The sequence below is a fragment of the Enterobacter cloacae complex sp. HYC033_NIDB genome (assembly GCF_056673335.1).
Genome location: NZ_CP115123.1, coordinates 2,394,547 through 2,411,364, shown reverse-complemented (window position 1 = coordinate 2,411,364; position 16,818 = coordinate 2,394,547). Strand labels below are relative to the sequence as shown.

At 55.6% G+C, this 16,818-nt stretch carries 15 protein-coding genes and 1 pseudogene; 2 read left to right on the top strand and 14 right to left on the bottom strand.

Features of this window, described 5'->3' with window-relative positions:
- Positions 1 to 20: 20 nt before the first annotated feature.
- The 13 genes and pseudogenes from O1721_RS11505 to gspC form a co-directional block, all read right to left on the bottom strand.
- Positions 21 to 2,722: pseudogene (locus O1721_RS11505) on the bottom strand (glycosyl hydrolase family 18 protein).
- A gap of 254 nt (positions 2,723 to 2,976) precedes the next feature.
- On the bottom strand, positions 2,977 to 3,774 hold the full coding sequence (locus tag O1721_RS11500) for a prepilin peptidase (protein ID WP_023303380.1): 798 nt from the start codon (positions 3,772 to 3,774) through the stop codon (positions 2,977 to 2,979).
- Positions 3,771 to 4,256, bottom strand: a complete 486-nt coding sequence (gene gspM, locus O1721_RS11495; protein ID WP_017384857.1) for a type II secretion system protein GspM — start codon at positions 4,254 to 4,256, stop codon at positions 3,771 to 3,773. The genes O1721_RS11500 and gspM overlap by 4 nt, the downstream gene beginning before the upstream one ends.
- Positions 4,253 to 5,386 carry a type II secretion system protein GspL gene (gene gspL / locus O1721_RS11490; RefSeq protein ID WP_032647854.1) on the bottom strand — a complete coding sequence of 378 codons (1,134 nt, stop codon included), beginning with the start codon at positions 5,384 to 5,386 and terminating at the stop codon, positions 4,253 to 4,255. Before gspL ends, gspM begins: the two co-directional genes overlap by 4 nt.
- 15 nt (positions 5,387 to 5,401) lie before the next feature.
- Positions 5,402 to 6,412, bottom strand: a complete 1,011-nt coding sequence (gspK, locus tag O1721_RS11485) for a type II secretion system minor pseudopilin GspK (protein WP_017384859.1) — start codon at positions 6,410 to 6,412, stop codon at positions 5,402 to 5,404.
- Entirely contained in the window at positions 6,409 to 7,017 is a 609-nt protein-coding gene (gspJ, locus tag O1721_RS11480; protein WP_017384860.1) for a type II secretion system minor pseudopilin GspJ, read from the bottom strand. The genes gspK and gspJ overlap by 4 nt, the downstream gene beginning before the upstream one ends.
- A complete protein-coding gene (gspI, locus tag O1721_RS11475) occupies positions 7,014 to 7,394 on the bottom strand; it encodes a type II secretion system minor pseudopilin GspI (RefSeq protein WP_015571001.1) in 381 nt (126 codons plus the stop codon). Before gspI ends, gspJ begins: the two co-directional genes overlap by 4 nt.
- Positions 7,387 to 7,872 (bottom strand): type II secretion system minor pseudopilin GspH, encoded by a 486-nt coding sequence (gene gspH, locus O1721_RS11470; protein ID WP_032647849.1) that lies wholly within the window; start codon positions 7,870 to 7,872, stop codon positions 7,387 to 7,389. Before gspH ends, gspI begins: the two co-directional genes overlap by 8 nt.
- The gene (gene gspG, locus O1721_RS11465) at positions 7,872 to 8,321 is read right to left on the bottom strand and encodes a type II secretion system major pseudopilin GspG (protein ID WP_003858352.1); all 450 of its coding nucleotides are present in this window, start codon (positions 8,319 to 8,321) and stop codon (positions 7,872 to 7,874) included. Before gspG ends, gspH begins: the two co-directional genes overlap by 1 nt.
- A 3-nt stretch (positions 8,322 to 8,324) precedes the next feature.
- Positions 8,325 to 9,533, bottom strand: a complete 1,209-nt coding sequence (gene gspF / locus O1721_RS11460; RefSeq protein ID WP_017384864.1) for a type II secretion system inner membrane protein GspF — start codon at positions 9,531 to 9,533, stop codon at positions 8,325 to 8,327.
- Positions 9,533 to 11,011: a type II secretion system ATPase GspE gene (gene gspE / locus O1721_RS11455; protein ID WP_032647847.1), complete on the bottom strand. Its 1,479-nt coding sequence runs from the start codon at positions 11,009 to 11,011 to the stop codon at positions 9,533 to 9,535. The genes gspF and gspE overlap by 1 nt, the downstream gene beginning before the upstream one ends.
- A 14-nt stretch (positions 11,012 to 11,025) precedes the next feature.
- Entirely contained in the window at positions 11,026 to 12,942 is a 1,917-nt protein-coding gene (gene gspD / locus O1721_RS11450; protein WP_017384866.1) for a type II secretion system secretin GspD, read from the bottom strand.
- A gap of 13 nt (positions 12,943 to 12,955) precedes the next feature.
- Positions 12,956 to 13,729, bottom strand: coding sequence for a type II secretion system protein GspC (gene gspC, locus O1721_RS11445; RefSeq protein WP_045324685.1), 774 nt, complete (start codon positions 13,727 to 13,729; stop codon positions 12,956 to 12,958).
- A 258-nt stretch (positions 13,730 to 13,987) separates the two neighbouring features.
- On the opposite strand from gspC, the gene O1721_RS11440 reads away from it, so the two are divergent.
- On the top strand, positions 13,988 to 15,550 hold the full coding sequence (locus tag O1721_RS11440; RefSeq protein ID WP_032647845.1) for an ExeA family protein: 1,563 nt from the start codon (positions 13,988 to 13,990) through the stop codon (positions 15,548 to 15,550).
- Positions 15,550 to 16,188 (top strand): hypothetical protein, encoded by a 639-nt coding sequence (locus tag O1721_RS11435; RefSeq protein WP_015571004.1) that lies wholly within the window; start codon positions 15,550 to 15,552, stop codon positions 16,186 to 16,188. The genes O1721_RS11440 and O1721_RS11435 overlap by 1 nt, the downstream gene beginning before the upstream one ends.
- On the opposite strand, the gene O1721_RS11430 is transcribed toward O1721_RS11435, so the two are convergent.
- Entirely contained in the window at positions 16,185 to 16,808 is a 624-nt protein-coding gene (locus O1721_RS11430) for a helix-turn-helix domain-containing protein (protein WP_017693726.1), read from the bottom strand. The two genes, O1721_RS11435 and O1721_RS11430, sit on opposite strands and share 4 nt — an antisense overlap.
- Positions 16,809 to 16,818 lie beyond the last annotated feature (10 nt).

Genomic DNA, 16,818 nt, shown 5'->3' with positions numbered 1-16,818 from the left:
GGAGTCATTAATGGGTTAGATTATTTGCAGTCTGTTGATGCGCCTTCTTTTACCCATACGTCGCTGTTGGCTGGATTATCACCACGGGTCCACCATTTCGCACGGTAAACGTTTCCTTCATAGGTGGTGGTGTCGCCGCCGTTGTAGACCAGGTCAGAACGCCAGTTCATCTTCACGTTGCTTACCAGCTCCCATGCATCCACACCGAAGCCAGGCTGATTGCCCTGAGTCCAGTACTTCGCTTTCCACACCAGATGGTCGAAGCTTACGGTATCGCCACCGTTGTAGATTTTGCTGGATTCCCACGCCGCATATTTGCTGGCGTTAGCATCCACAGGTGCATCGCAGCTCCCTTTGTCAGACGGTGGAGTCACATCATCAGCCGGAGGGGTAACGTCATCCGCCGGGTTAGTGTCTTCGTCATCTGGCACTGGTGCAGGCGCCGCTTTCGGATTCACGGTGACCTGGACGTTAGACTGCACGCTGGTCTTACCGTCGCTCACCACCACGCTCAGGGTGTAGGTAGACGTCGAGCTCACTTCCGGCGCAGTGATGTTCACGTTCGCGGAGTCAGACCCGGTAGCGTGCATATCTGCTGGTACACTCCAGGCGTAGGTCAACGCATCTCCGTCTGGATCCGCGGCCTGGGCATGCAGCGCATAGGTTTCACCTGATTCAAGCGTGATCGCTTCCATTGGGTTTAAAACCGGTGCCTGGTTAGCTTTCGGCGCCTTGTTCACCACCTGGATATCAATCGCGTTGCTCAGGCCTTTTGCATCGGTCACCGTCAGGCGGAACACCATGGTCTGGTCGGACGTCGCGGCGGCAACGTTAAAGGTCGCTTTCGCTTTGGTGCTGTTGGTGATGGTGACCGACGGACCAGAGACCTGAGTCCATTTGTAGGTAATCGCATCGCCATCAGGATCGCTTGAAGCAGAGCCATCGAGCGTGACGGTTACCGGGCCAGACACGTTCTGGTCGGCAGAGGACGCGATTGGCGCGTGGTTGGTGACCACCGGATCAACCGGCGTAGCGTCGCCGCCCAGCAGGCTTTCGTTCATCGCGTTCAGGATGTCACCGGTGTCAGAGTCGATAGACCATGCGAACAGGCCACCCAGTTTATTCGCCAGAACATACTTACCTTTCGCCGTGGTTGAACGCGCATCTTCATACGTGATCAGGTCGCCGGTAGTTTTGTTGAAGACGTAAGGGGCTTCCGCATCAGCGTCGTAGCCGTATTCCCAGCCTGGTTTGCCTTTGTATTCGTTAACGATCTGACGATAGTCAACCACGCCGGGTTCCCAGGTCCCTTTCACCATACCTGTAGCGGTGCCGGTGAATGGATTGTTACCGGTGTAGCCATGCACGCCGGTCCAGCCGCGGCCATACATTCCCGCACCCACCACGATCTTGCCTGGTTGTACGCCCTGGGAAAGCAGCGCGTTAACGCCATTTTCAGTGGTGTAGTCAGTGTCCGGACGCCATGCTGGCGCGCGCAGCGCCGCCTGGTGGCCGAGAACGGTGTTGCTCCAGCCGCCGTAGAAGTCATAGCTCATCAGGAAGATGTGGTCGAGGTACTGCTGAGCGGCAGTGTAATCCACGTCTTCGATCTTATCGCGGCCTGCACCGATGGCGCTGGTCAGTTCATAGGTACGGCCCGTCTGTGCAGAGAGCTCGTTCAGCATGGTGCGCAGGTCGTGCATCAGCGCGGTATAGGTTGCTTTATCCTGCTGCGGGTTACCCAGATTTTCGCTCACACCGCCGCCGCCAGGGAATTCCCAGTCGATATCCACGCCGTCAAAGAATTTCCAGGTCTGGAGGAACTCTTTCACAGAAGAGACAAAGCGTGCGCGGATAGCCGGGTCACCCATGTGGAAGAAGGGATCGGAGAGCGTCCAGCCGCCGATAGATGGCAGCACTTTCAGGTCCGGATGCGCTTTTTTCAGCGCCATCAGCTGGCCAAAGTTACCTTTATACGGGTCGTCCCAGCCGGAGACGCCAGCCTGTGGTTTTTGCAGCGCAGCCCATGGGTCGTGGATCGCCACGGTATAGTCAGGTCGGCCCTTACAGTCGTTCTGGAGCACGCGGAAGCTGTTGCCGCCTTCAATGGTTTTCAGGCCGTCGTTGATGCCGTCACCGCCACAGATTGGAATGAAGCCGTAAAGAATGTGGTTGAGGTTTGCCGCAGGGATCTTATCAACCGGGAAGTTACGGTCATAAACGCCCCACTCCGGGAAGTAGGCCGCAACCACTTTATCGGTATGCTTCGCAAACGCTTTGTTATTCTCTTTGAGAGACGTATTCAGCGGCAGCAGGTGGCTACCGTCGGTGTCTGCCACAATAATCAGCTTGCTGGCGCTTTTCGCACAGCCGCTGGCGTTACAGACTTCAACCTGTTCCTGATAACGCCCGCCTTTTTCACTTTAAACGTTGCAGAGCCCGTCGCGCCGGCTGCGCCGGTCCATACGGTTTGTCCGTCCAGCAGAACTTTCGCTGAAGTTGGCGCATCACCACTCCAGACGTTCCACTCAACTTTTACATCCACGCCATCGTTATGCACTTTGACAAGATTGTTATAATCCTGGGCAGCCTGATCCACTTCCACCAGGGCAAATTTGTCATTGCCATAGCCGATCGTCGGTGCACCTGGCGCTGCTGCAAATGCGGAGCTGGTTGCCGCCGCAATAAAGAGCGCCAGATATTTTGGCTTCATAAATTTCATTTTTATTTCCTGATAAATTTATTCGTAACGTAATAACCCATGTCTTCCGTGAGATCATGGATGCGTTTCGCGTAATGCGTATTTAACCAACGTGAGTGCCGTGAACAAAAAATTGTTGCTGCGTTGTATTCCTCCATTAAAAGATACAAGCTGAAATTCCGTGTAGCTTATATCTCTTACGATACACTGAGCGTAAAGGGTCGTCCTTCCCTTCCTCCATCAAAAAGATTTATAAAAAATCTTGACCTGTATATTTAAAATGTGAAAGCAAATTGCTGGCTCATAAACACCACTATTCCAGCAAAGGCGAGATAAGGACCAAAAGAAATAGTGAGGTTATTTTTATTTAAATTATTTACGGCGAAATAACCGACAATACCGCTTAACGCTGCCGCCAGTTCAATGGAGGGCAACACCTGCCAGCCGCACCAGGCGCCCAGCGCCGCCAGTAGCTTAAAATCCCCGTAACCCAGACCTTCTCGTCCCGTGATCAGACGAAAAGCCCAGTAGAGCAGCCAGAGCGACAGATAGCCCGCCACCGCGCCGAACAGCGCATCGCGTAGCGGCAACGTGTGGTCAAACGCATGGAGCACTAACCCCGCCCACAGCAGCGGCTGGGTCAGGCAGTCCGGAAGCAGCTGATGCTGCCAGTCGATCATGGCCAGCGGCAGTAAAAAAGCCGCCAGTAACCACAAAGAGAACAGCGCCTGAACGTCCGGCATGCACCAGGCCGTGATGCCAAAAAACAAGGCGGAGATCAGTTCGACCAGAAAGAGTCGCAGCGGGATCGCGCTGCCGCACTGGTGGCAGCGTCCCCGTAATAACAGCCAGCTGAGCAGCGGGATGTTTTCCCACGCGGCAAGTGCGTGCTGGCACACCGGACAGTTCGAGGCCGGAAAGAGCAGATTGCCACTCCCCTCCTCATCCATCACCATCCCCGGTACGCGTTCGGCGACAACGCCAAGAAAACTGCCCACAATGCCGCCCAGGATCGCACTCATTATCGGGAACCCTACCGGAAAGGCGTCCCGCATCAGCGAAAAGGTATTCATGCGTTTTTTGACCAGGTGAGCTGCACCTGCGCTTTCACGTCGCTGAGGTGGTCCACCGGCGTGAGGTTTATTTTTTGCAGTCTCACGCCGGAGGTCTGATTAATTTCACGCAGCCAGCTTCTTAATTCATACACATTCACCCGATTCAACACGAACGATAAAGTTTGCCCCTCCTGGCGCATATCCGTCAGTGAAAGGTTAATTTCATGGGCGCTGTTCTCGACCACCGTACGCGGATTATTCGTTTTGACTATCTGGACCTGAAGATGATTTTTATCAATTTCACTGCGCATCCAGTTAAGGGTTTCTTTTTGTCTTTTAAGCGTCGACTTACTATTTTGAATCATATTATCCAGGGGGATCACTCCCGTGTAATACACCACTGCCCCCACAATGGCAACGGCACATATTTTTAAAATAATTTTTTCCCGGGTGCTGTAATTCTGATAGCGTGACTTCAGCTGCGCGATTCGCTCTTTCATTTATGTTTCCCTGCGATCATGGCGGTATACGGTTCGGTTGTTGAAACAGGCTGTAAGGTAAAATCAAAATTCTCACTGGTCTGGTTAACAAACGCCTGCAACGCGGGCTGGTTTTGCGCGCTGACGCTCAGCGTCAGGGTGTTTTGCTGCGCATCGTATTCCAGCAGCTCGATCTCCATCGCAGGGACTGACTGCCGGGCGTTCTCCAGCTCATCAAGCTGAAGAAAGAATCCCTTGCTCTGTTTTTTCAGGCTTTGACCAAAGTGATATTTGATATTGGTCTGCTGGCGCATGCTGGGGAAATGGTGCTGATAAACCTGGACGATCTCCTCCTGCACCCGATTTTCCTGCTGCACCAGCATCCAGGCCATTGCAATGCGTGGCCCCAGCAGCAGAGCAACAGACAGCACACCCACCGCCACCATCGCGGCTTTCATACTTTTCGCCGCCCGCCCATGACCGGCCTTAAGGCTGAATTCACCGTGAAGCAGGTTAACGCGGCAGGTTTGCCACTGCGGCTGAATCAGTGCCAGCGGATGCTGCCAGGCATGCTGCACGTCAACGTGCACCTTCGCAGGCGCATCGCCGTAACACCATACTTCCCCGACCCCGGCTTTCTGCATTAACAGCGGCAACAGGGTTGCCTCCATTTCACCTGCCACATGGGGCGATAAACGCAGCCAGTAGCTATCATCCTGTGCGACCAGCGTGCTGCCCCCTGTCGTCACGGGTAGCAGCCAGGCATCAGGCAGGGCCTGAATCACGTTTAATCCGGCCTCCTGACAGCGGGTTAATGCCGCGCGCAGGCGGTCGGCGTCAATGGCCACGGCGTCGACGTCGGCCCCTTTTTTGTGGAGTACCGTCCAGTGGAGGTTGTCCACGTCGCCAATCAGCGTCTCTTCCGCCATCCACGAGAAGGCCATCGCCTGAGAAGCCACCTTTTTCGGCAGCGTAAAATGGCGGAAAATCATGTCGCTGGCGGGCAACAGGAGACAAACGCGCGTAGCCAGGGGGTGTTCGGCCAGCATCTCCAGGCTGTCGACCACCTCGACGCGCTCGCTGCCGGACTCACACCACATTATTTTTCCGCCCTCGCGGCTGTCGGGACGAACAAAAAGTACCTGTTTCATAACGTTCTACTTTGCTTATTCAATCATTCGGTAACGACGCTGCCACGTCACGATCTCACCGGCTTCGTTATTCACCTGAAGCTGGCTGACCACGCGAAGCGTTAATTCATCGGTATTGCCGGTGTAATTCACGCGGAAGTACCGGCTGTTTATAGAAAATTGATCCGCCACCTGCGGGAGATCGTCTTTTAACTGCGGGAAGGCCTGCTCCAGCGCTTTGCTGAACGCTTCCATATTTTCCCAGCCCGATTCCGGACGCGCATCCAGCAGGCGAACGGCGTCATCCCGCGTCAGTTTTCCGGGGAACATGGCCGCCAGCACGGCGGCCTGTTCCGGTTGCAGGGTGTTGACATCGACCTTGCTGGCAGCATCCGGCAGCGCGCATAACAGCTTGCTCACCTTCGGATACGCCGTAACAGGGAACGCCGGCAGCAGTTTGATTTCCGCGATGCTGCGCATCATCTGATTTGCCGGTTGCCGCGCGGGCACGACGCCAGCCCACGCATCGCTTTCGGCCCCCTCCTTCGCCGTGGTGCTGTCACCATCGAGATAATCCACCAGCTGGAAATAGACCGCCTCCGCCGTGCCCGGGCTGAGGCCGCTTTCCGTCAGGAGTTGTTCAACAATCCGCGCTTTACGCGATTTTTCCGCCACCCCGGGAGCGCTTTGCCCCTGGGGTGCGATGTCAGCGGTCAACAGGTTATTGACGTTAAAGCAGTCCTGCGCATCTTCCACCTGGCTCACGACCGTATAGTCCTCACCCTGCGTCTCCAGCGGCTGATGCCAGTCGCCGTCCAGGGCCAGTGGCTTGCTCTCGCCGCTGGCGTCGGTCTGTAACCGGTCCTTCACCACTTTTTCCTGGGTCTGCATCGCCCAGCGCAGCTGCTGCTGGCTTACCTGATAATGCGTTTTCTGCAAATTACGGCAGAACTGCTGGCTGATTTTGGCAGCCAGCGCCGACATCATCACCAGCAAAATCAGCACCACCAGCAGGGCGACGCCCTGTTGTTGACGGATCCGTTTCATGGTCTGGTCTCCGGCGAAGGCGCTGGCGCCGCGGCAGCGGCCACCTCCGGCATATCACCCGGTGTAGTGAACACCCAGCGCCAGGTATCCCCGCTTTCCATCGTCAACGTAACCTCCACGCCGTCCGGCAGATGGGCGGCGTCGTGCCAGGCGGTCAGCCAGCCCTGACGATAAAACCGCCACTGCAATGATTTTACGCCGCTGACAATCGGCACCTCGTCAGGCTTAACGTCCGCCGGAGCGTCAATGACCGGCCAGACGTCGCGATACAAACGCCCCTCTTCCAGCCGCCAGCGCACGCGCTCCAGCTGGACCGTTCCGCTCACGCCATTCAGGGTGGTCAGTTCAAGAGCATCGCCCTCCTGACGAAACAGCTCCGGCTCATTACGCGGGGCGCGCGCCTGAAGCTGGAAAAAATCACGCTCCATCAGACTCCAGGCGCGCTGAAGCTGGTTGAGCTTTGCGGCGCTGGCATCGGTGGCCGAGCTGGTACGCATCGCGCCGTCCAGAATTTGCCAGGCCAGGGTGCTGATCACCGCGAAGATAGTCAGCGCAATCATGATCTCCAGCAGGGTAAATCCGCGCTGGCGTCGCGTTTTCTTCACTTGCTCTCTCCCGGCGGAATGATGCGCAGGGAGATAACCGGCTGGCTCTCATCGCTTTCCGCATATACGCGTAGGGTATTCGCCCAGACGTTGTCGGCGGTTTTCACCCGCTGCTTACGCCAGTTCCAGCTGCGCCCGCCCATGATTTCCGTCCCCTGCTGTTCAGCATCCGGGAAGTCAGTTCTGGTGAGCTGTGCCTCCGCCAGCTGGTTTTCCGCCACCCAACTGGCCTGCAAGGTATCGGCCAGGCCATGGGTAAAACGCACGTTCAGGGAGACCGAGTTCATCAGTGCCAGCGCGGCGGTGGAGAAAATCACCAGAGCGACCATCACCTCCAGCAGCGTCATCCCCTTTTGCTTTTTGTTGCCGTTAGCCATCGTTTTCTACCGATACCGGCGCCGCGCCCTGCGACACCACGCGGAAATGGTGCTGTTTGTCGTAACTTTGCAGCGTCAGCGTAAAGCGGCTGATTTCACCGTCCGGTAAAAAGATCACCTGCGGCTCGGAGGTCACCGTCGCGGCCAGACGCTGCGGCGAAAGCGACACATGCATCTCTTCCGGAAAATCACCTTTGGTGTTAATGCGTCCGGCAGATAATGGCATCCAGTGCCGCTCGCCATTTTTATCGGCGATCGTCACCAGCTGATATTTATCGGTGGCGATCACCAGCCCGACAATATTTCCGTCCATCACCGCACGGTCTGAACCATAATCAACGAGCGCTTTTAATTGCTGGCCAAATATATCCGCGCCGCTGCGCGAAGGAATGGTGGACACCACCATCATGGCGCAGCTGGCAAATATCACCAGCGCCAGAATAATTTCCAGCAACGTAAAGCCGCGTTGATTTTTCATTATTTCTCTTTCTTATCCAGAGACCAGTTGGTAATGTCATCGGCGGTATTGGCTTCGCCGTCCGGACCGGCTGAGAAGACGTCCACCGCGCCGTGTTCACCCGGGCTCACCAGAAGATAATCATTGCCCCAGGGGTCCTGCGGCAGGCGACGGATATAGCCGTCCGTGCGGTAGCCGTTCGGGATTGGCGCGATTTCAGGTTTGGTCACCAGCGCCTGCAAACCCTGCTCTGTGGTCGGGTAGCGGTGGTTATCCAGCTTGTACATATCCAGCGAGCCTTCGAGCGCGACAATATCGCTGGTTGCTTTTTGCGTATCGGCTTTTTCCTTATTGCCCATTAAATTTGGCACCACCATACTCGCCAGTACGCCGAGAATAACAATGACCACCATTAATTCGAGCAATGTAAAGCCCGCCTGGCGAGCCAGGTTTTTACGTTTTAAAGCCATGATTTAACCTACCATATTATTAAGTTGCAGAAGCGGTTGTAATATTGACAGAACGATGAATAAAACAATCGTCGCCATGGATACCACCAGCGCCGGTTCAAAGACCGACAGCGTTAATGTAATTCGATGTTGTAAGGCCGATTCCTGATTTTCCGCCGCGCGATCCATTAAATTACCTAATTCCCCGCTCTCTTCACCGGAGGCAATCATATACAGCATGGTGGGCGGGAATAATTTCGCCTGTTCCAGCGCCGCATACAGCGACGCCCCCTGGCGCACGGTGTCGGCGGCCTGCTCCAGCACCTGCCGGGCATAGCGGTTTTCAATACCGTCCATCGCGATATACATTCCCTCCAGCAGCGGCACGCTACTGGCCTGCAAAATGCTCAGGGTACGGATATAGCGGGCACTGTTGATGGCGCAGACCAGCTTTTTAATCGGCGAGCCGTTCACCAGCCAGCTGTGCCAGCGAAAACGGTTTTTGGCATTCCTCAGCCAGGTTTTGAAGCCGATAAAGCCGCCCCCCAGAATGCCCACAATATAAATGCCCCAGGCTTGCAGGAAATCACTGACCGCAATCAGCGTCCGGGTGGTGATCGGCAGCTGCTGCTTCATGTGGGTAAACTGCTCGATCACCTGCGGCACCACCGCCACCAGCAGGATGCTGATGACCGCGATGGCGACCACGGTGAGGGTTATCGGGTAGACCATTGCCTGCGTCAGCTTGCTTTTCATCTTCTGGCGCTGCTCGTTGTACTCCGCCAGCTTCTCCAGCACGTCGCCCAGGTGACCGGTTTTCTCCCCGGCCATCACCAGCGTGCAGTAAAGCTTGTCGAAGGTGCGCGGAAACTGGCTGAAGGCATCGAACAGGGTGTGGCCTTCCACCACCTTCTCGCGGATCTCCACCACCATCGCCGCCAGCTTTTTGTCTTCCGTCTGCTTCGAGATCGCTTTCAGCGCGCTCTCCAGCGGCAGCGCGGCGTTGACCAGCGTCGAAAGCTGACGGGTAAACATCGACAGCACCGGAGTAGAGAGCTTCACCCCGGTTTTCGCTTTCCCGCCAGCCGCCGTTTCGCGGGTTTCGGTGATGCTGACGGGCATCAGCTTTTGCTCGCGAAGCCACTGGCGAACCTGCTTCTGCCCCTCGGCCTGTAACGTCCCGCGCTGTGTTTTCCCCGCGGCATCTGTTGCCGTCCAGGCGTAGAAAGCCATTACGCATCCCCTCCACGTTCGGCGGTGACGCGCATGACCTCTTCCAGAGACGTCACGCCGCCGATCACCTTCAGCAGCCCGTTTTCACGCAGGCTGTAGGCATGCTTAAAAAGCTGCGTTTCGAGGGACATTTCGTCCTTATCTTCATGGATGGCGCGGCGCATGGCGCTGTCCACCACCAGGAATTCATGGATACCGGCGCGGCCCTGATAGCCGCTCTGACGGCAGTGTTCGCACCCCACCGCGCGGTAAATCGCGTCTGGCGGCGCGGCCATAAAGCTGAACAGCGCTTTTTCATTGGCGTCCAGCGGACTGGTGGTCCGGCAGTGCGTACACAGCCGACGCACCAGACGCTGGGCAATGACACCGAGCAGCGATGAACCGATTAAGAAGGACTCCAGCCCCATATCCCGCAGACGGGTTATCGCCCCTGCGGCACTGTTGGTGTGCAGCGTCGACATCACCAGGTGACCGGTCAGCGACGCCTGCACCGCAATCTGGGCGGTCTCACCGTCGCGAATTTCCCCGATCATCACCACGTCCGGGTCCTGACGCAGAATGGCGCGCAGCCCGCGGGCAAAGGTCATGTCCACGCGCGGGTTAACCTGCGTCTGCCCCACCCCTTCCAGCTCGTACTCAATCGGATCTTCCACGGTCAGAATGTTGCGTTCGTGGCCGTTCAGCGCCGAAAGAATGGCGTACAGCGTGGTACTTTTACCGGAACCCGTCGGGCCGGTAACGAGGATGATCCCGTGCGGGCGGTCGATCAGCCCTTTCAGCTTCTCCAGTTCTTCATCAATCAGCCCCAGCTTGTTGATGTCGGGCTTGAGATTGCTTTTATCGAGCAGGCGCATCACCACGCGCTCGCCGTACTGGGACGGAATGGTCGAGACGCGCACGTCGATGGCCTTGCGACCGATGCGCAGGGAGATACGGCCATCCTGCGGGAGGCGTTTCTCGGCGATGTCGAGTTTCGACATCACCTTGATACGCGACACCAGCAGCGGGGCGAGCTTACGCGCCGGTTGCAGCACCGAGCGCAGCACGCCGTCAACGCGAAAGCGAATGCTCAGGGTGCGCTCGAAGGTTTCGATATGAATATCCGACGCGCCGTCCTTCACCGCCTCGCCGAGAATGGCGTTGATCAGGCGGATCACCGGCGAGTTTTCGTCGTTATCGAGCAGATCTTCGTTATCCGGGATCTCCTCGGTTAACGCCATCAGATCGATATCCGCGTCCATGTCGTCCACCAGCTGCTGCGACACGCCGCTGCTCTGCTGCCAGATTTTGGCCAGCATCTCGTCAAACGCTTCCGGCGCCAGGGTGATCGGGACGAACGCGCGTCCCAGCACCCGGCGCACCTCCAGCAGTGCTAATGCCGGGGTGTCCTCACGGATATAGACGTCATTGTTGTAAAGCAGAACGCCGTTAACTTTTGCGTAGTTGCTGCTACACAGGGTTTTACTCAGTTCGTCCACGGTATCCCTCCGCCTTACTCTTTAAACGGATTGCGTGCCGCGGAGGTTTTCGCGGGTGCGGCGCTGGCGGCAGGGAACGCTGGCAGTACGGCGTTGTCCGTCGGTTCAATGATCCCCAGCTTCTTCTCTTCCGCTCGCTGCATCTGGCGCACCCGGATCTGGTCATATTTCTCTTTCGAGGCTGCGCTGTAGTTGTCGTCGTCACGCAGGACGGTGGTATGAATAAACACCATCAGGTTGCGTTTAGAGGTATCCTGCGAGGTGTAGCGGAACAGCTGCCCGACCAGCGGGATATCGCCGAGCAGCGGCACTTTGGAGACCGACTGTTTGGTCACATTTTCCATCAGGCCGCCGAGCACCACCGTCTGACCACTGTGGACCATCACTTCGTTATTAATCGTGCGCGTGTTGAAGGTTGGGCCGAGGCTGGAATCTTCCGTTGCGCTGTTGTCAACGCTGGACACTTCCTGCTCAATCTTCAGGTGGATCATGTCGCCATCGTTGATTTGCGGCACAATCTTCAGCTTGGTACCGACGGTTTTACGCTCAACGGAGTTAAAGACGTTGTCGCCGCTGGTGGTTTGCGAACCGGAAAGCACCGGCACATCCTGACCGACGTTAAACGACGCTTCTTTGTTATCCAGCGTGACCACGCTTGGCGTGGAGAGGATGTCGTTTTTACCGTCGGTGGAGAGCGCGGTCACCAACGCACCGAAATCACCGTTAAAGAAGCCGGTCGCAAGGCCCGTGAAGCTCGCCCCTTTCATGGTGCCATTTTTAATCTGGCTGATTGGCAGGCCGGTAGCGCCAAACTGCACGCCGCCGTGCTTGCTGGTCCACTGCACGCCAAGATCCAGGCCGTTGCCGTCCTGCACTTCGGCAATGATCGCTTCCACCAGCACCTGCGGACGGCGAATATCCAGCTTGTCGATCACCTTCTCCAGGGAGTTCATCACGTTAGGCTGCGCGGTGATCACCAGGGAGTTGGTCGACTCGTCGGCGGTAATGTTCAGGTCGGTTGAGGCGCTCGCGGTTTTCGCTTTGGCCGCGCCCGGCTTGTCTTTCAGCTGCTCGCCAATCCCCGTCAGCACCGGTACCACTTTGGTGGCGCTGGCATATTTGAGGTAGAAGACGCGGGTGTTCCCCTCGTTATTCTGCTCGCGATCCAGCTGATGGATAAGGGAACGGGTACGCGCCCGCGCATCTTCCGAGCCGCTGATCACCAGGCTATTGGTTTCGTCATCCGCCACCACCTTGGTCGCCAGCTGCGGCGCATTCTGCCCCTTCTGCTCTTCGTTGTTGAGGTTATTCAACATATCCGAAAGCTCTTTGGCAGAGGCAAAGCGCAGCGGGATGATTTCGCGGCGCTGAATACCGTCTTTATCGACGCGCTGCACCAGATCCACCAGGCGGTTCACCACCGAGGCTTTACCGGTTAACAGCAGGACGTTGGACGGCTCAAAGTGGACCACATTCCCGATGCCGGTGGCATCGTTGAGCTGGCGCAGCAGCGGGGCCAGCTCGCGAACGGGTACGTTTTCCATGCGCACCACGCGGGTGATAATCTCGTCACCTTTGCCCGGGTTTTTGCTGTCTGCCAGCGGCGCACCGGCGGTACGCGCTACGCTTGAGCGCACCACTTTGACCATGCCGTTGTCCATCGGGATCACCGACAGGCCGTAGAGATCCAGCACACTCAGGAAGAACTGGTAATACTCATCCTCCGTCAGCACGTTGTAGGTTCTGACCGAGACGGTTCCCTGGACGGACGGATCGACCAGAATAGTTTTGTTGAGATTGCGACCTACCGTATCGATAAACTCGCGAATATCAGTATTTTTAAAACTTGCGCTAAAGTTAGCTGCAAGCAGCGAACTGGAATATAACGACAATGCGGTCAGCGCCACGCACGCCCAGGGAAATTTTTTCATGTCTGCACACTTATTAATTATTTAGAACATTAACCCGAATATTTTCAAGGTGAGCGTGACGTCGTACGATGACCTCCGCTTCTTTCATTTTCGACCAGTTGGCAATAATGCTTTTCGCTTTTGCTTCATCGGTCATATCGACAGAGTTAACCTGAATCGCCACATCGCCTTTTTCCAGACCTGACTGACTGTAAAAGGCGGAGGCATTCCTTGGGTTTATCCTGTAGCCTTCCAGCCGGCCTTTTTCAATGATGGGTTTTAACACCAGATAATCATCAAGATGCACACTCTCTGCGCCAGCATCTTTCGTCGATTTTGTAACCGGGCCGCTCTCCACGCCCCCCTTAAAATAGTCCGGTTTATTTAACGCCAGTACCTGCGTAGCACCTTCATAATTAACCACCACATTATCTTTGTTTATTTCCTGAATAAATGCGTCGTTAAACCCGGCGAGCGGTTCACCCTCGCGGTAGCTTCGCTGGCCGCCTGGAGTTTTGATAACAGCGAAGGAGAGCCAGGCGTCATCACTGCGCACAATGCCTTCAATCTCCGCCGCCAGCGGGGGTTTTGCCGCAGCCGATAAGTTCTCCTGACGGACGGCAGCCGTAAAAAGCGTGAAGGGTTTGTCTTCGTGCGGTTTTTTCAGCGGCTGTAGGTCAGAATTAGCAAACTTATTCGTAACTTTTTTATAATCTTTAAAGGTGAGATAGCCTTGCTGGCCGCAAAAAATGAGCAGCAAAAACGTAATACAAGGCGTTATCCACCGTGACAGAAATGAGAACCTCATTTTTTATCCGGCCTATAGCAAAGCAAAAATAAGCAGCGTCATACTGCGCCAATATGGAGGAAAATAGTAATAAGCTGCTGCAAACGCGACCACTGACTTCGCCACCAACTTTCATAAAGAAAAATATTGACCGTATAAATTCCAGATGTTAGGCGCAGCCGGCTGGATATTTTTACTCTGTCTGCAAATTGACCGCTCAGGGGCATTACCTTACTTTCTGCTGCTGTTGCTATTCCTAATCAGAGACGGTAAGTCGTTATGTATCAGAGCCACTTTAATTTTAACAATCCGCCATTCAGGACAATCACTCGTTTATCCGGTGATTTTCTGGTGCCTTATCATCAGGACGTGTTCAACCTGCTGAAAGAGAAAACCCAGCTGGCGGGAATTATCGGGCTTTTTTGCGACGACGCTCCGCTTCTGGGTCAGTTCATCGACGCGCTTAAAGCCAGCAACCATACCGTTCTTGCCATCAACGCATTTCCCAAACTGAGTGCCAGTAGCCTGCTGTACAAACTCAACCCGGGAACGAAAGCGATTAAAGATCGCATGCAGGCGGTGGATGCCGTCCTGCGCCAGTGGCAGGAGGGGAAAGCGAAATCCAGAGTAGTGACGATCGCCCATGCCGAAGCCATGAAGGAGAGCTGCCGTGAAGTCCTGGGAACGCTGCTCACGCGCGCCCAGGAGCTGAACTTCCGGCTCGCCGTGGTACTGACGGGCACTGCGGATCAGGAGATCCTGCTAAAGCAACCTGAACTGCGCGAATATACGCACACGCATCATGCCCTGCGCCCCCTGACCTGCCGCGAATACCTGAGCTATGTTCAGGCCCAGTGCGAAGAACACGGCTGCGAAAACTCGCCGTTGCCGCCTGCCCGCGTGCGCAAAATGCACACGCTAACCAAAGGCAACATCAGCAAACTGAACGCGCTGGCGCACCTGTCAATGCTCGCCGCCTGGACGGAACGCGCGGCCCAGGTCAGCCCACGTCATTTACGTCTGGCGGCGGGAGAGATCCTGCCCGCCCAAAAACACGGTAAGCGCCTGGCGACCGTGGGGCTGTTTGCGTCCGTGCTGTTTGCCGCCTGCGGCTGGTATTTGACCTCATCGATCGGTGCACGCCTGCCGATCCAGCTGCCGGTGCCCGTCAGCTGGAAACAGCAATCGCTAAAAGTCGAAGCGCCCGTAGTGCCGGTTATCGACAACGAAATAGTTAATCAGCCGGATGCGATGCATCAGCTGTATCTCATGTGGGGGTATGACGCCTCGGCCGAAGATGCGCTGTGCCAGAACGCCGCCAAAGTGAACCTGATGTGTAAACAGGGGAACGCGTCGCCGGAGACGCTGGCGCAGGAAGGGTATCCGTGGGTCAGTGAACTGAAAACCAGCGGCCATCTTAACTATGCGGTGGTCGCCAGGGTCGGGAACACGTCCATTGACCTGTTAATGAATAACCGGACCTGGCAGGTGAGCCGCAGCTGGTTTAACCGGCACGCGACCGGCAACTTCACCCAGCTGCACCGCCTGACACCGGAAGGTAAAGACGCGATCGGCGCGGCCAGCGACAGCAAAGATATGGCCTGGCTGGATCAGCAATTAAGCCTGGCGCTGAGCCAGCCCGAAACGCATGCCCGGATCTGGACCACAGAGATGATGAAACGCACCCGCGAGTTCCAGCAAAAAATGCATCTGCACGTGGATGGCATCCCCGGTGAAGATACGCTGATGCAGCTGATGCGCGTGACCAACAGCACGCCGGGCGTACTGATTCAGACCACCCGCACCACCCCGGACGCGAAAATGCAGGAGAAGAAAGCCTAATGTCGACCATCTGCCTTGCGGCCCAGCGCAGCTATACAACCGGGGAAGCGGTCTGGTTTTCGTACCGTCTCCCCAGCCTGAAAAACGTATTCGGCAAAACAGCGTTATGGCTGGTCGGGATTTGCGTCATGCTGGTTGTCGGCCTGTATATGCACGTCTACTGGAACCTGCACCACCCGGCGCCTGAACCGGTCAACGCCAGCGTTGCGAAACCGGAAACGCAGCTTTCGGATATGCATTACGTGTACGTGAGTAAACCGTTCCCGCATCCGCAGCCTAAAGCTGCGCCAGTGCCAGTTGATGTTCCATCGATGCAGGATCTGCCGATCAACAGTGATGATGGCGACTGGCAGCAAGCGCCCGACGGCGCAGTGCCACACGACGCCTCGCGGGATACCTTACCCGGGACCGAAGCGCATGAGCACGATAACGCTCCCGCCAGCACGGGCAGTGAAGAGTCATCATTAACGGAATTATTTAAGCAGGCGCTAAAAGAGCAGGAGCAGGATTATTCTCAAGGAAAAATTCCCGCGCCGCCGGTTGACGAAACGCAGGATAATTCACAAGCCAGTGTAAAAAACAGTGGAAATAGCCGTTCTCCTTTCAGTGAAAAAGGAGACGGCGGGAGCAGGTATTAATATTTTTCAGGCAGTGCGGTAAGGTTAAGCAGTCGACCTTTTTCCACCACAATATATTGACCCTTTTTCAGATCGGAGAGGATTTTAATAATAGTGCTACGTGCCAGGTTAGTGTATTCCTGAATGTAATCATAAACGTTAATATCACGCTGTTGTTGAACAATCAGGTCGTTAATCTCATATAAAAATTCGCGGACAACGGAATACGCACTGCGGGCAACCAGAACATCATCACGTTTGCTCAGCATGCAGATGTACCAGGAAAGGACTTTGGTCAGTTCTGGCCACAGATTTTTTTCGGTCATCAGCTGGGCGAAGACCTCTTTCTTGATCGAGCGAACAACCGTATTCGTCCGAACAAGGCCGTACATATGGGTGGCGTTGTAATACATTGACGACAGGCCGAAAATGCATTGCCCGGTGACGGTGAACATGCACAGTTCGTCAGATTCACGTCGAAATTCGACTTCACCGCTAACGATAATATGAATATAGCCGGAATCAGAAGTGGAAATTTTCTGCCATTTTTTTAACGTTCTTTCTTCAACGCCTGAGGTTGCAGAAATGATCTTTTCCATTTCATGTTGCGGACGTAATTTTTTTCCATAGATGCTTAACATTGTTATACCC